This is a genomic window from Agrilactobacillus fermenti (assembly GCF_021030645.1).
In the GTDB taxonomy this organism is placed as follows: Bacteria; Bacillota; Bacilli; order Lactobacillales; family Lactobacillaceae; genus Agrilactobacillus; species Agrilactobacillus fermenti.
The window spans coordinates 1-14,361 of the sequence record NZ_JACGCJ010000012.1 but is presented as its reverse complement, the minus strand read 5'-3'; the positions used below and the strand labels follow the sequence as shown (position 1 = coordinate 14,361).

At 38.2% G+C, this 14,361-nt stretch carries 15 protein-coding genes and 1 pseudogene; 2 read left to right on the top strand and 14 right to left on the bottom strand.

The annotated features are described in order from the left end of the window. Positions 1 to 8: 8 nt before the first annotated feature. From glnA to miaA, 3 genes are all read right to left on the bottom strand, one after another. Positions 9 to 1,352, bottom strand: a complete 1,344-nt coding sequence (gene glnA / locus FHQ08_RS05615) for a type I glutamate--ammonia ligase (RefSeq protein WP_230913418.1) — start codon at positions 1,350 to 1,352, stop codon at positions 9 to 11. Between the two features lie 39 nt (positions 1,353 to 1,391). Beyond that, positions 1,392 to 1,790, bottom strand: coding sequence for a MerR family transcriptional regulator (locus FHQ08_RS05610; protein ID WP_230913417.1), 399 nt, complete (start codon positions 1,788 to 1,790; stop codon positions 1,392 to 1,394). A gap of 81 nt (positions 1,791 to 1,871) precedes the next feature. Then, a complete protein-coding gene (miaA, locus tag FHQ08_RS05605; RefSeq protein WP_230913416.1) occupies positions 1,872 to 2,795 on the bottom strand; it encodes a tRNA (adenosine(37)-N6)-dimethylallyltransferase MiaA in 924 nt (307 codons plus the stop codon). 81 nt (positions 2,796 to 2,876) lie between these two features. On the opposite strand from miaA, the gene FHQ08_RS05600 reads away from it, so the two are divergent. After that, positions 2,877 to 3,056 (top strand): DUF3042 family protein, encoded by a 180-nt coding sequence (locus FHQ08_RS05600; protein WP_230913415.1) that lies wholly within the window; start codon positions 2,877 to 2,879, stop codon positions 3,054 to 3,056. A 67-nt stretch (positions 3,057 to 3,123) separates the two neighbouring features. Here the strand turns inward: FHQ08_RS05600 and FHQ08_RS05595 are convergent, their stop codons facing one another. From FHQ08_RS05595 to FHQ08_RS05570, 6 genes are all read right to left on the bottom strand, one after another. Then, complete coding sequence (locus FHQ08_RS05595) at positions 3,124 to 3,531, bottom strand: rhodanese-like domain-containing protein (RefSeq protein ID WP_230913414.1); 408 nt, start codon at positions 3,529 to 3,531, stop codon at positions 3,124 to 3,126. A 33-nt stretch (positions 3,532 to 3,564) separates the two neighbouring features. Then, the gene (locus FHQ08_RS05590) at positions 3,565 to 4,536 is read right to left on the bottom strand and encodes an ROK family glucokinase (RefSeq protein ID WP_230913413.1); all 972 of its coding nucleotides are present in this window, start codon (positions 4,534 to 4,536) and stop codon (positions 3,565 to 3,567) included. Positions 4,537 to 4,540: 4 nt separating this feature from the next. Continuing rightward, complete coding sequence (locus FHQ08_RS05585) at positions 4,541 to 4,777, bottom strand: YqgQ family protein (RefSeq protein ID WP_230913412.1); 237 nt, start codon at positions 4,775 to 4,777, stop codon at positions 4,541 to 4,543. After that, complete coding sequence (locus FHQ08_RS05580) at positions 4,770 to 5,456, bottom strand: rhomboid family intramembrane serine protease (protein WP_230913411.1); 687 nt, start codon at positions 5,454 to 5,456, stop codon at positions 4,770 to 4,772. Before FHQ08_RS05580 ends, FHQ08_RS05585 begins: the two co-directional genes overlap by 8 nt. Positions 5,457 to 5,489: 33 nt before the next feature. Further along, a complete protein-coding gene (locus FHQ08_RS05575) occupies positions 5,490 to 6,044 on the bottom strand; it encodes a 5-formyltetrahydrofolate cyclo-ligase (RefSeq protein WP_230913410.1) in 555 nt (184 codons plus the stop codon). Between the two features lie 70 nt (positions 6,045 to 6,114). Then, on the bottom strand, positions 6,115 to 8,217 hold the full coding sequence (locus FHQ08_RS05570) for a peptidoglycan D,D-transpeptidase FtsI family protein (RefSeq protein WP_230913409.1): 2,103 nt from the start codon (positions 8,215 to 8,217) through the stop codon (positions 6,115 to 6,117). A 151-nt stretch (positions 8,218 to 8,368) separates the two neighbouring features. Between FHQ08_RS05570 and FHQ08_RS05565 the strand changes: the two genes are divergently transcribed. Next, entirely contained in the window at positions 8,369 to 10,990 is a 2,622-nt protein-coding gene (locus FHQ08_RS05565; protein WP_269073879.1) for a YfhO family protein, read from the top strand. A gap of 182 nt (positions 10,991 to 11,172) precedes the next feature. Here FHQ08_RS05565 and FHQ08_RS05560 read toward each other — a convergent pair whose 3' ends face one another. From FHQ08_RS05560 to FHQ08_RS05540, 5 genes and pseudogenes are all read right to left on the bottom strand, one after another. Then, on the bottom strand, positions 11,173 to 11,475 hold the full coding sequence (locus FHQ08_RS05560) for a HesB/YadR/YfhF family protein (RefSeq protein ID WP_230913407.1): 303 nt from the start codon (positions 11,473 to 11,475) through the stop codon (positions 11,173 to 11,175). A gap of 68 nt (positions 11,476 to 11,543) precedes the next feature. Next, the gene (locus FHQ08_RS05555) at positions 11,544 to 12,176 is read right to left on the bottom strand and encodes a response regulator transcription factor (RefSeq protein ID WP_230913406.1); all 633 of its coding nucleotides are present in this window, start codon (positions 12,174 to 12,176) and stop codon (positions 11,544 to 11,546) included. Positions 12,177 to 12,182: 6 nt separating this feature from the next. Then, complete coding sequence (locus FHQ08_RS05550) at positions 12,183 to 13,223, bottom strand: sensor histidine kinase (protein ID WP_407929188.1); 1,041 nt, start codon at positions 13,221 to 13,223, stop codon at positions 12,183 to 12,185. Beyond that, a complete protein-coding gene (gene liaF / locus FHQ08_RS05545; RefSeq protein ID WP_230913404.1) occupies positions 13,220 to 13,999 on the bottom strand; it encodes a cell wall-active antibiotics response protein LiaF in 780 nt (259 codons plus the stop codon). Before liaF ends, FHQ08_RS05550 begins: the two co-directional genes overlap by 4 nt. Before the next feature lie 246 nt (positions 14,000 to 14,245). After that, a pseudogene (locus FHQ08_RS05540) lies at positions 14,246 to 14,361 on the bottom strand (IS200/IS605 family transposase); the annotation flags it as partial.

Below are 14,361 nucleotides of genomic sequence, written 5' to 3'. Positions count from 1 at the left end.
CTATATTATTAATAGAGTTCCAAATATTGATCTCTTTCCCAATCTGATACGGTTTGCCGGTAAGCAGCCCATTCTAGATCTTTAGAATCAATAAAGCTACGGTATAAATGATCACCTAAGGCAGTTTTGATCACATCATCCTTTTCTAGTGCTTTAATGGCATTATGCAAAGTTGATGGTAAGTCAGTGATGTGATTCTCTTGACGTTCTTCCTCGTTCATCCGATAGATATTACGATCGACTGCAGGAAATGGTTCTTGTTCTTTAGCTAAACCATCTAAGCCTGCGTTCAAAATTGAAGCGATTGCTAGGTAAGGGTTGGCACTTGGATCGACTGAACGCATTTCTAAACGTGTCGACAACCCTCTAGACTGAGGTACACGAATAAGCGGTGAACGATTCCGACCAGACCAAGCAACATAGACCGGTGCTTCAAACCCAGGCACCAAACGTTTATAGGAATTAACTGTTGGATTATTAACGGCAGTCAATGCTCGAGCGTGATTCATTAATCCGGCTAGGAAGTGATAGGCTGTTTCCGAAAGTTGGCCTTCAGCATCAGCGTCAAAGAATGCATTCGTCTTGTTATCATTAAAGAGAGACATATTAATATGCATTCCAGAACCATTGATACCTTCCAAAGGTTTAGGCATGAACGTCGCATGTAAGCCATGTTGACGAGCTATTGTTTTAACAACTAGTTTGAATGTTTGAATGTTATCAGCTGCTTCTAACGCATCTGAGTATTTAAAATCGATTTCATGTTGGCCAGGTGCAACCTCATGATGAGAAGCTTCAACCTCAAAGCCCATTTTTTCAAGCTCTAAGACAATATCACGACGCGTATTTTCCCCAAGATCAACTGGTGCAAAGTCAAAATAGCCACCCTTATCATTCAAAGTCAAAGTTGGTTTAGCTTCATCATCTAACTTGAATAAAAAGAATTCAGGTTCAGGGCCAATATTAAAAGCAGAAAAACCTTGTTTTTTCATGTCATTGATCACACGGCGTAAATTGTTACGGGGATCGCCAGCAAATGGCGTTCCATCAGGATTATGTACATCACAAATCAAACGAGCAACTTTCCCATGTTCGGAACCCCAAGGAAAGACCAAAAAGGTTGATAAATCCGGGTATAGAAGCATGTCACTTTCTTCAATACGTACAAAACCATCAATTGAAGAACCATCAAACATAATTTTGTTAGATAATACCTTTTCTAATTGATCAACGGGGACTTCAACATTCTTGATAATCCCATTGATATCTGTGAACATCAAACGCAAAAATTGGACATTTTCCTTAGAAACAACCTCGCGAATTTCATCTGCGGTAATATTTTTATTAGCCATACACCGAACTCTCCTTCATTATTAGGATGCTTTTGTGTTTTATAAAGGTTTTTTATGAAAGAAACCAGGAATTTGATGGTCTGGACCTTCCAAACCGCCAGTCTGCATTAACTCTTCACGCAAAATGCGCCGAACATCGTCATCATTAAGTGGTTGTACATGGTTTTGTTGATTTGAAAGTTTCGACTTGCGTTTTTTTTCTTCAAATTCATATCTAATCCCGGCAATATTCATACCTTCGCTTAGATAATCTTTGATTTCCAAGAGCCGATCAATGTCATTTAAAGAAAACATCCGTTGATTACCTTCATTTCTTTGAGGATGAATCAGACCTTGATCTTCATAATAACGAATTTGGCGTGCACTTAAATCAGTTAATTTCATAGCTGTACCGATTGGCAGCACCGCTAAGGTTCGACGTAGTTCCTTTTCCTTCATAATTAACCTCCTCTCTGTTACAAAACCTATCATAACAATCGAAATTATGCGTGTCAATGTAAAATGTTAGCTTTTATAACATTATTTTTGCCAAACATCGATCAGGCTATTAATCGAACTATACCAATTTTCATCTGCGAAAGGATCAAACCAGTGTACAGGCATTTGATTCCTAAAGTAAGTCAATTGCCGCTTAGCATAATGCCGTGAATTACGTTGAATCAACTCAATTGCCGTCTGCAAGTCTATTTGACCATCAAAATAGCGAAAAAGCTCGCGGTAGCCAATTGCTTTGGCCGCCAATGGCATTTGATCGCGATAAGCATACAATTTTTCAGCTTCAGCAACCAGACCTCGACTGACCATAATGTCAACGCGGTGATTGATTCTTTGATAAAGTTGGCCACGATCAGTATTCAATCCAATCACTAATGAATCAAAAATTGGCTGTGGCTGTTTTTGTTGTGAAAATAATTGTTGTTGCTCTTCATTAACCTCTAAAGCCCGAATCAGACGATGTCGATTTGTTTCCGGAATTGCCTTTGCACTAGGTGGATCCAGTTGCTTTAATCTTAACCAGGCTTGGTGCGCCCCAACATGGTCATAATACGTACGCCATTTTTGTCGTGTCTTTGCAGCTGTATCAACCTGCTCATTATCACCGAGATTTAAATTCAATCGCAATGCATTCAAATAAAAACCAGTGCCGCCTACAATAATTGGAAGCTTATGTCGAGCTTGGATTTCATAAATTAATTCTGTTGCTTGCTTTTTAAACTGATAAGCAGAATAACCTTCATGCCAATCTAAAATATCAATTAAATAATGGGGAATATTTTGACGTTCCGCAGGCATGATTTTAGCCGTGCCAATATCGAGTTGCCGATACACTTGCATTGAGTCTCCCGAAATAATCTCGCCGTTATATTGATGTGCTAGGCGTAAACTGAGTTCAGTTTTGCCAACTGCGGTAGGTCCAACAATCATTAAAACTTTTGGTTTCATAGATCTCCTCGATTTTTTTGTATATTAGTTGCATTAATCAGGACCAATACGTGATAATATAAACATATAGGAGGGATAATTATGGCAAAAAGATTTGCATCCGGTGTTTTAGTAGGCGCATTAACAACCTTAGGTGCTTTAGGCGGTGCTGTATTAGCTTTCAAAAAAACTGTGATCGATCCTGAAGAAGAAATCACTGATAAGATTGAAGAAAATCGTCGTAAAGCTAATCGCAAACAACATGCGGCACACCAAGGATAATTTTAATCTAAAAATAAAAGGGCTACAGCACGATCATCATGTGCGAGCCCTTTTTTATTTGACCATTTTAGCCTTTTTTCGTTTTGCCTTTCCAATTGCGAAAGCCATCTTCCAACCAGTTAATTTGTTGGAAGCCAGCTTTTTTTAACTTCAATGTTGCTCTAACGCTGACAGACTTACCATCTTCGTAAACATAAACTGGTAAATCTTTACGTAATTCTCCCATGCGCTGCTTTAGCATCGTAAATGGAATATTTCTTGCGCCGAGAATATGACCCGCATCAAAATCTTTTTTCTCGCGTAGATCAATCAATTGGGCTTTACGCATCGTACTTTCAAAATCGGCCTCACTCAATCCCGCTTTCAATTGCTTGGATCTAAGCCAATAATATAGCCAATTGCCAGCAAAAGCCAAAAGAATGACAAGCAAGATAATATTTAAGATCCAGACGCCGCTAATCGCATTAAAAAACAAAGAAACTCGCCCCTTCACAAATACAAATTTAAATTAACCGTTAACTGCGGCCTTGGCAAGTGAAGCTGCGCCAATTACACCCGCCTCATTACCTAAAGTTGCTAACCGTAAATGTGTGGTTTCACGCACATTAGGGAAAGTATTTGTTTTGAACGCTTTGTCAACGCGAGTCAACAAGAAGTCCCCAGCAGCTGATACGCCGCCACCAATAACAATAAAAGCTGGATTTAACAAGTTTGCTGCGTTTGCCAACGCTAATCCTAAGTAATTAGTCACACGGTCAACGACCATGAGTGCTAACGGATCATTAGCTTTAGCTAAATCAAAAACAATTTTTGATGAAATCTCGTCACCATCATCTAGCGTTGCTTTAAGTTTTGAATCACCTGAATATTCTTCGGCCATGTCCCGAGCTACTCGAACAACACCTGTTGCAGAGGCAACGGTCTCAAGGCAGCCACGCTTGCCACAGGTACATAGATAACCATTTGGTTGTACCGTTACGTGACCAATTTCACCACCAGAACCGGCAACGCCATGCAATAAATGACCGTCAGCAATCAAACCACCACCGACGCCTGTCCCTAAAGTAATAAAAATCACATTGGCCTCATTTTCGCCAGCGCCTTTCCAACGTTCGCCTAAAGCTGCCACATTGGCATCATTATCGATCGTAAAAGTGATCCCTGTCCCAGCCTCAATGTCTCGTTTAACGTATTGCAATGTCTTCCAATTTAAATTGAAAGCACCAGTGACTGTTCCAGCCTGCAAATCCACTGAACCGGGGGAGCCCATACCAATACCCAAGAAATCCTCTGCATCCATTTGATAAAGACTCAAGTGATGATTAATCGAATCAACAATATCTGGCACAATATGCGTCCCATCGTCGAGTATGTTCGTGTCAATACTCCATCGTTGCTGAATTTCACCTTCCAAAGTTAAAATGGCAAACTTAATCGTTGTCCCACCAAGGTCAACACCAATCAGTTTTTTGTCAGCCATAATGCTAAATACCCCTCTCATGTTTCAAATTATTTTCTTCATACCTGTGTTCTCGCTTTAAAACTAGAACGGCAGATTTAAATACCTTATCATCGATCAACTTTGCATTATGAATTTTTTTAAGTTCTTCAAACATCAATTCGATATCCCAAATACGATGGCCTAAGTGCACGAATATGCCAAATTGCTTTAAAATCTGCTGCACATCATATAACGTACGAATCACTTGCTCATTATCCATACATACCATTCCAATACATTAAACTGCCTAAGCCTACAACGAGAATAATTGCGAGTACTTGTTGCCAATAGGGGATTTTACCAATACTTTTAGGCACATTGATAGCAAAGGCGATCAATAGACCACCTACGAATCCACCAATATGCCCCCACAAATCTATTGACGGCATAAACAGATCAAACACTAAGTTGATAATCACTAAAACACCAAATTGTCGTGCCACGGCTTGAATAAAAGGATTTTGTTTAAAAACAAGTCCCAGAGCAATAAAAGCTCCAAATAAACCAAACAAGGCTGTGCTTGCACCCGCAGAGATAGTTCCGTCATTGCCGAAAGCAAAACTAGTTAAATTTCCAGCTATACCACTAACGAAGTATATTAGCAAAAAGCGAAGATGTCCAAATATCCGTTCAAGTTGCGTGCCAACATAATATATCATGACACCGTTAACAGCGATATGCATGAAACCAATATGTAAAAAAATAGGTGTGATTAAACGCCACCAGTCGCCTTGACGCACAAGATCGTTCACTTTTGCACCTAGATTAAACAAAACTTGCTGATTTTGACTGCCTCCAGAGATAATTTCTAAGAGAAAAACCAAGACCGTCATAACTAACAACAACCAAGTCACAAAAGACGTATTGTTAATTCGCTGTAATGTACGTTTTGAGTTCATGCGACATCTCCTTTGGACATTAACACATTCTGCCTATTGTTCTGGGACAAGCAATATCTCAATTGGCACATCCAACATAGATACCGGCCACTGCGGCTCATCAAACACCATGGGTGAAAGCGCTAATGTAATCGTATGTGGTTGGTAACGATTCAAATAACGATCATAATAGCCTGCGCCAAAGCCAACCCGATAATTACCATCTTTTGCAAATGCAACTCCAGGAACAACGACAAGATCAGGCGGATCTTGTCGTTTAGATTCATCCAGCTTAGGTTCCAAAATGCCAAAAGAACTTCTTTCAAGATCCGTTTCTTTGTCAGGATACGGTAAAAAAGTCATTTGGTATTCTGCTAAAGTGCGTGGCACATAAACTTGTTTACCTAAATTTTGTATGGCTGTAATTAGCGGCTTGGTATTGAGTTCGATATCCTGACTAATCGTCAGACCAATTGTTTCCGCATTTTGAAATACCTCTGTTTGAAATAGCTTCTGTGTCAGCTCTGCTTCTTCTTTTTGCTTTTGATCGTCTTTTGCAAATGAAACCAAACGATCGATTTGCTGTTTCCGAAAAGTGACTTTATCCATTATTGCCCCCCTTAGGTCAATCAATATCATATCATGTTTATGTTGTACATTGAAATACAATCTAAACAGATTATTTAGCTGCTGTTTGGGTATTAAAGTAATCCGTGAACATTTCTTTAGCCATATCTAAATTATAATGACTGTTACTTGCACTTTCAGACAGGTTTGGAAATACAACGGCTACTGCAATCTGCGGGTCATCTGATGGCGCATAACCAACAAAACTTGAGGTTAAAGTTTGTGTCAAGTTCTTACCATCGGAATAAAATGATTGCGCCGTCCCTGTCTTACCAGAGATTGATGGAGAAACACTTTTTAATGTATGTGCCGTCCCCCAGCCATTAGTACCATGGACAACATTGTAAAAACCAGTCTTAACAACATCTAATTGTGAATCCGTAAAACCAACTCGATTTAAAATTGTTGGCTGAGTTGAACTTTGAACAGCACCTTGAGTCCCATCATTATCGGTTTTTTGTATCGATTGAACGAGATAAGGCTTCATGCGGTAACCACCATTAGCAATTGTTGAAACATACTGGGCCATTTGAATTAAAGTGTATGCATCGTAGTTTCCATAAGATAAATCTAGTGCTGAACCCACTTTTAACTGCCCGTACTCATTAAGTGTGCTCCCCAAGAAAGCAGGGGCTTCACCTGGAATATCAATGCCCGTCTTAACGCCTAGTCCAAATTGTGAGAAATAACCACGTAATTTTGTGAAAATATCAGAATCCATATGGATATAAGAATTTGGAACATATTGCGCATTACCCTCTTTTAAAGCCAAGCGCATCATGTAAATATTAGAAGAAACCTCAAGTGCTGTAATAGCATTCATGCCTGAGAAAGTTCCAACAGGATAAACGGATTTCTTAACGGGTGTACTTGGTAAATAAATTGGATCATCTGACTGATAGTTACTAGATGGCGTAATCACACCATCCATCATTGCTCCCAAAACAGTTGCACCTTTCACGGCAGAACCCATAACAAAAGAGCGATTGATTGTACCTAGTGCATCATCGGTCGTCTCACCAGTTTTGGGATCGTTACGCACACCAGCCATGGCCAGGATTGCCCCTGTTTTAGGGTTCATGGCAATTGCGTAAGCACCATCAGAATAGCCAGCATGTCCATTAGATTTAGCTAAATTAAATTCATTTTTAAGTGCTGCCTCAACTTTAGCTTGATAATTAGAATCAACAGTTAGGTTAAGGTTACTACCCTTATCCCCAGTATAAAGTGTTTGAGATTTAAGTACCTGATTATTTGAGCCGACAGTTACCTGAGTTTGAGATTTAGTCCCCTTCAGAACATTTTCATATTCTTGTTCAAGATAACTTGTCCCAACTCGATCATTTCGTGAATAGCCTTGAGCCAATAAAGAGTTGATTTGATCTTCAGGCAGTCCCTGACTCTCACTAGATACATTACCAATGATACTTGACATAGAATCTCCATTAGGATAATTTCGCTCCCAGTCGGTCCCGATATTGACACCTGGCAGACTTTGCAAATGCTCACTAACTTCAGCGACCTCTTTTGAAGTTACATCGGAATTTTTAATAAACACGGTTGAAAGTTGATAAGCACCACTCATAGTTTTAAAAATCGCAGCTTGTTGTTTTTCTTTAGCCGAAAAAGTTAATTTCTGCTTAGCAACCTTGTTGACTGCTAATTTATATAAAACCGCGTCTGGTACCTTATCGCCATTTTTTGTCGTCCGCTTTGACTTTGGCAATGTATCAATCACACGCTGCAGTTTTTTATTATCTGATAGATAAAAGTCTGCCAAATCACGATCCGTCAATTTGCTTGTGTCGACAGAAATATAATTGCTTAATCGACGGGCAACAGTTGCCAGGTCGGATGTTTTAACATTCATCGACTTGGTGAATGTAACCGCACTATTTGCTTTATTACCAACTAAAACACGGCCTTTAGAGTCATAGATCATGCCTCGAGGAACATTACCCTGAATCACAGTTCGATCAGTCCGGTTCACTTCAGCTTGGAAAGAACTGCCATGGATAACTTGCAAATAAGCCAATTGTGCAACAAGGGCGGCAAATAGCAAAAATACAATAAAAAATAGAATATTTAAACGAACGGGAATTCGAGATTTCGTCGAGCTTCCAGTAGTCTTGATTTGTTTTTTTAAATACTTCAAGGCATGAACTCCTAATTGATTCGATTACAAGTAACTTGTTTTAGCGATTGATAATGAGTCGCTCTTTATTGTAATATAAAAAGTACGATTTGATAACCTTTCATATATAGTTTTCAGTTAATTTTAATTTTTACATTACGAGGTCAAAAAATTGCACAGTTATCTTAAACGTCATTATATCTATATTTTTAGTTTTTTAATACCCGCCTTTAGTCTGTTGTTTTACTTTATGTACCGAGGCGCCTATCCTTTTGGCAAAAGCTCTTTGTTGACCGTAGACCTTGGTCAACAATATATCGATTTCTTTGCGTACTTCAAACAAAATATTTTGACCCATCCAACAAATTTAATTTATTCATTCAGTAAAGCTTTGGGTGGGGACATGTTAGGCGTTAGTGCCTATTACCTGATTAGTCCACTAAATATAATATTACTCTTATTTCCACAACAATTACTGCCTGTTGCCATTTATTTGATCTCCATCCTAAAATTTGGTTTCGCTGGGTTAACTGCAGCCATTTTTTTCAAAAGAAGCAAGCTTCAGCTTGGCCCTTTAACGATTGCCTATGCCGTTAGTTTTGCGCTCATGAGTTATTTGATTGTTAATCATTTCAATTTAATGTGGTTAGATGCAGTTATCGTTTTGCCTTTAGTCTGTCTGTATGTGCCTCAGTTTTTTAAACAAAAATACAGCATAGCTTTTTCGATTTGGCTCGCAATTGCGATTTTACTCAATTATTATATTGGCTATATGATCGTTATTTTCGTAACTTTATATTTCATATTTCAGGCTGCCTTGTATTTTCGCAACTGGTCGCGTTTATTTAGACAAACATGGCACTTCTTTTTAAGCGCTTTAGCTGCGGTATTAACGAGTAGTGTCCTGTTATTACCGACACTTTTCGCTTTGTCTGAAAGCAAAGGGCAATATACGATCCAACACATCAAATGGCAAATAGAATATGCCCCCTACAAATTAATGTTGAAGCTGATTATGGGGAGCTTTAATTTTGACCAAATGTCAACTGGTCAAGCAAATATATTTGTTGGTTCTTTAGCTATTTTTGGCTTTTTATTTTTCTTCACGTTACGACAGATTCCACTGCGAGCCAAAATTACAGCAGCCTTCATCACTATTTTTCTGATCGTTTCCCTATTTTTTGAACCCTTTGATCTCTTCTGGCATGGTTTTCAATTTCCCGTGTGGTACCCTTATCGATTTTCTTTTGTCGTTAGTTTTTGGCTACTGATTTTATCGGCCTATAGTTTTCACTTCATCGAAACAGTCAATAGATTACAGATTGCATTAGCGTTGGTTTTCACGGGTATTTTAGGTGCTCTTGCATTTTGGCAGATCAAAAACGTCAACTTCATAGAAAAAGATCAAATTTTTATTACGGTTCTATTAATGCTGTTAATGCTAGTACTATTAACACTTAAAACAAATCGAGCCGTCGGTATCAGCACCATTATTACAGTTGTGACAACAATTGAATTGGCTGGCAACTTAATTTTTTCTTTAAACAACATTACTTACCTTAATGAATCAGATTTCACTGATTACACCAGTCAATTGGTTTCAGGAGCCCAAGCAGTTAAACAAAAAGCCAATGCAACGTTTTATCGTATTGGTAAAACTTATGAACGCACAAAAAATGATCCAATGCAAGCAAACTATAACGGTGGTTCACAATTTAATTCAATGATGGAACCAGCTCTCACCCACTTCTACGGACGTATGGGCCAAGATAAAGGTGATGGTTTTGTAACTTATAATAATGGCACAATTTTTACAGATGCACTTTTAGATATGCGCTATTTCATGCAGCAGCGTACCGAAAACACTTTACCTAAAAATGAACTTACACCGAACACCGTTTTTAAAAATGTTGCTTCCCGGCCTGATTTAAGTGAATATAATACGATCGATGTTCTACCGCTGCAAACTATCCATTATAATCCTATGACGCTGCCAATTGCATTTGTGGCTAACCGACAAATTTTACGGGCAAAACAATATGTCGATTTTCCCCTTGCACAACAAGAATCTTGGTTCCACGCGATTAATCCTAATTTCAATCAACCACTTTTCGAACCTAATAATTATCAAATCAAACGCCACAATTTGCGATTGAAGAAAAAGAGTGTTGGCCAGGATTATGTAAAAATCAACCCGAAAAAAACAGCCATGCTCGAATTGACTTTTGTGCCACGAACAGATGACCCGTACTATCTCACCTGGGGTTCTAGTCTAAACAATAAGTTGGTCTCGTTGACAATTAATAATCAAAACCTGCAACTAGAAGATAGCTATGATAATCCGCTTGTTTATGGTGTAGCTGATCAGCAGCAAGGACAAACTATCACGATCAAAATCATCTTAAAGAAAAACGATCTTTGGCTTGATAATATTTCAATTAATCGTTTCAATATGGCTCTATTTAAGAATTGGATCAACCAAACCCAGGCTACTGCACTTAAGCGAGTGCAGACAACACCAACAAGTATCAGTGGCTCGATCAATGTAAAAACAAACCAACAGTTAATGATGACAACTATTCCTTACAGCAAGGGCTGGCACTTAACTGTTGATGGGAAAGCACATAAAATCACACATATTCAGCAGACTTTTTTAGGTGCAGAATTGGATCCGGGTCAACATAAAATTAAATTTAGTTATCGCCCGCCACTATTAATGCTTGGTGTAGGTCTATCTTTTCTAGGCATTTTACTAATTATCATTTTTGAACTTGTCAACCGCAAATCAGATTAATTTGATTTTGTAACTAAAAAAGGGCTGAAAGTCTTTGCAGAGCTTACGACCATTAGATCAAAGATCTAAATGATTGTAAGGCAGTGTTTTGAGACTTCAGTCCTTTTTATCGTATATAAGTGTTCAGATAGTACAAAAATCTACCTGAAAACTAAATTGAAATAAATGATTTATTAAACGCTTTATTGTTTATCTTCTGCTAAAAAATTATAGACCGGCTCTTCTTTTTGCACGTTATAATCTACAGCTAAATCATAGCCAGCAAAGAACCATTCGTCAGTTTTGTCTACTGAGAAGATTAGTCCAAAAATTGTTTCTTTTACCAACGGATCAGCCGCAATTCCTTTTTCGATCCCAATTGAAAAACCCTCATGAACCTGAGTCTTGCCGTAAACCTTACCAAAAAATCGGATGCCTTCACCAGGCTTTAAGGACATCTCTGACTTAAACCAATTTATTGCGGCCTCAGAAACGGTTATTTCCATTTGAAAATACCCCTTTATCATTTATTTGCAAAAATCTTACGGTTGCATTATACCAAATCGTCTTTAACTTAGGAAACCAATCCATGTTTAAAAGCATAAATTGCAGCTTGAGTCCGATCCTCAACTTGTAACTTAGATAAAATATTAGAAACATGTGTTTTGACTGTTTTTAGAGTAATAAAAAGTTCATCGGCAATTTCTTGATTACTTTTCCCTTGAGCAATCAATTGTAACACTTCTTGTTCACGTTTCGTTAAATCATCATATAATTCTGGTTTATTTTGATGAGAAATATGATTCATCATCTTAGTGGTTACTTCAGGTTCAAGTACACTCTCCCCAGCATAAGTCTGGCGAATCGCTTTAGCAATTTCTTCAGCAGTAGATGTCTTCAAAATATAAGAGGCTGCACCAGCTTCAATAGCTGGATAAACTTTTTCATCATCAATAAAACTCGTCAAGATAATAATTTTTGCTTCAGGCCAATCAGCTAATATTTTCTTGGTTGCCTCGATTCCATCCATTTTTGGCATAACAACATCCATTAAAATAACATCGGGCTTTAATTCTAATGCTTGCTTTAAGCCATCCGCACCATCAACGGCCTCGCCAACAACTTCTATGTCATCTTGAATTTGTAAATATGTAGAAATACCTAAGCGTACCATCTCATGGTCGTCAACGATCAAAACTTTAATCAATGTTATTTACTCCTTTATGACTGGAATTCTAATTTCGACACTCGTACCTTCATTGGGAAAACTGATGATTTTGATTTGACCACCAATAGCACTTGTTCGTTCCTTAATATTTTTCAACCCATAACTACCCGTTTCCCGCGTCATCTTTGTGTCAAAGCCAACGCCATCATCTACAACTTTTAATAAAATCAACTGGTCGAGCTGCTTCAAAAAAATATCAATGCGGTTAGCCTTGGCATGACGCAAGGTATTTGAAAATAACTCTTGAACGATTCGAAATAGGTTATCTTCAACGCCTGATGGTAATTTTACATCATCTAGGTCAGCATGAATATCTATTTTAATTTTAGACTGTAGTTCTTTGACCAATGAGTCGATGCCTTGCTTCAGACTTTTACCTTCCAAATTGGTTGGCCGCAAATGTAATAATAAGGCCCGCATTTCTGATTGAGATTCATTAATGACTTTTTCGATTGTTGCAACCTGTTTAGAAAAAACTGCCGTATTCGGCTGTTTTTTAACGGTTTCATTGAGAGCTGACAGCATCATCATCGCTGCAAAAAGCTGCTGGCTCACAGAATCATGCAGTTCCCTAGCCAAGCGATGACGTTCATCTTCCAAAATTTTTTCTTTTGATTCTCCAGAAACGTCAATAGGCTGTTCAGAATAAATCTGAACTTCCTGCTGTAATTTGATGAGCTGCTGACGAATCGCTTCAATTGTTTGATCTGTCGCTGTAGCACCAACCGTTCGCAAAGTAGACGCCTGATACTGCTGATTCGCTAGAGCCGTCAATTTACTTTGGTAATAGACAGTATCCCGTCGATCAATCACAAATGATGTCAAAGTTGCAATAAAACCAGTTAAAACCGCAAGAACAACAAAAAAAACAGCTAAAGGTACATCATAAATAGGCTGTTGTAATAACTGTAGCAAACCATTGATATTGTGTTTAGGTAAAAAATAAGCAAAACTAATCATTACCAATAATGCAAGCACTGTAAGTGTTGTGACAAAAAAGACAGGTAACCTTGATGAACGATTCATACGTAGATCACCTCGAGGTCGCCAACCCAAACATTTGTAATAATACGCAATTCTCGATTGCTATTCTCCGCATCTAGGGTTACTGAAATATTTTCATTGTGTAATTGCATTGTCTCCTGATCCAAAACTAACTTTCCAAAAAAGACTGAATGATTGACTTGAACCTTGGTGCCTACTGGTACAAGTATGCGTGTACGGCCGAAGCCTTTACGCATAATAATAATGTTCTCGCGTTCAGTTGGCAACAGTGTATTTCCGAGATCAACAATTGTGTCACCGGCAACAATTGATAAATTCATATCATCCCACAAATAAAGATCCGAGCCAAAAGCAGTATTGCCAAACCACGACTGGCGCTTCATTTTAACATGATCCGTTTCTGAATCTGTGGCTTTATCTTTCATAGTATCAGTTTTAAATTCTGGTGCCAAATACGACTTTTGGTTCCATGGCATCCAACTGCTGAACGTATTCTTAGAATCATGCCAGCCATTTGCACTACCATATAAAGCTATCATTAAAAATGCAATCAATAGCATCAAAAACCAAAAACTAATATTTTGACCTAGACTTAGCATCATAAAAATCAAGCCAAAAATTAATAGTCGGTCTGAGTTTTTTTGTGATCTTTTTTTCTTTTTAGTAGAACGAATTAATAATAAAAATACACCGATAATCATTGCTGTCAGCGAACTTGGGTTTGTAAAAATCTGCCAACCCAACATAGCTAGCACAAACATGATCATTAAAGTAAAAACGGTCCAAATTCGACTCATGCACACCGCTCCTGTTATCCGATTTATCTAAGTACTATTGTACCAACAATTCAAGCCCAAGGAAAAACGTTTTAGACTGATTTATCGTCAGTCTTAAGTCTTAACTAATCAAAACCACCCGTCAAACGGGTGGTTTGCTCTGAGGCTATAAGCCTCTATTACCGACCAGCGCCTAAAGACGCTGGCTTTTTAGTTCAAGCCAATTTGTCCTTGCCACTTTTGCTCACCCCTTAAGGGGTGCTTGTACTACTTACTACCCTTAAAAGGGTCTTCATATTCCCGAACACTTAATTTATCAACGGCAATATCATGTTTTTCCTGTTCTCTGATATATTTCCTAATTGTTGCTTCATTGATGCCCA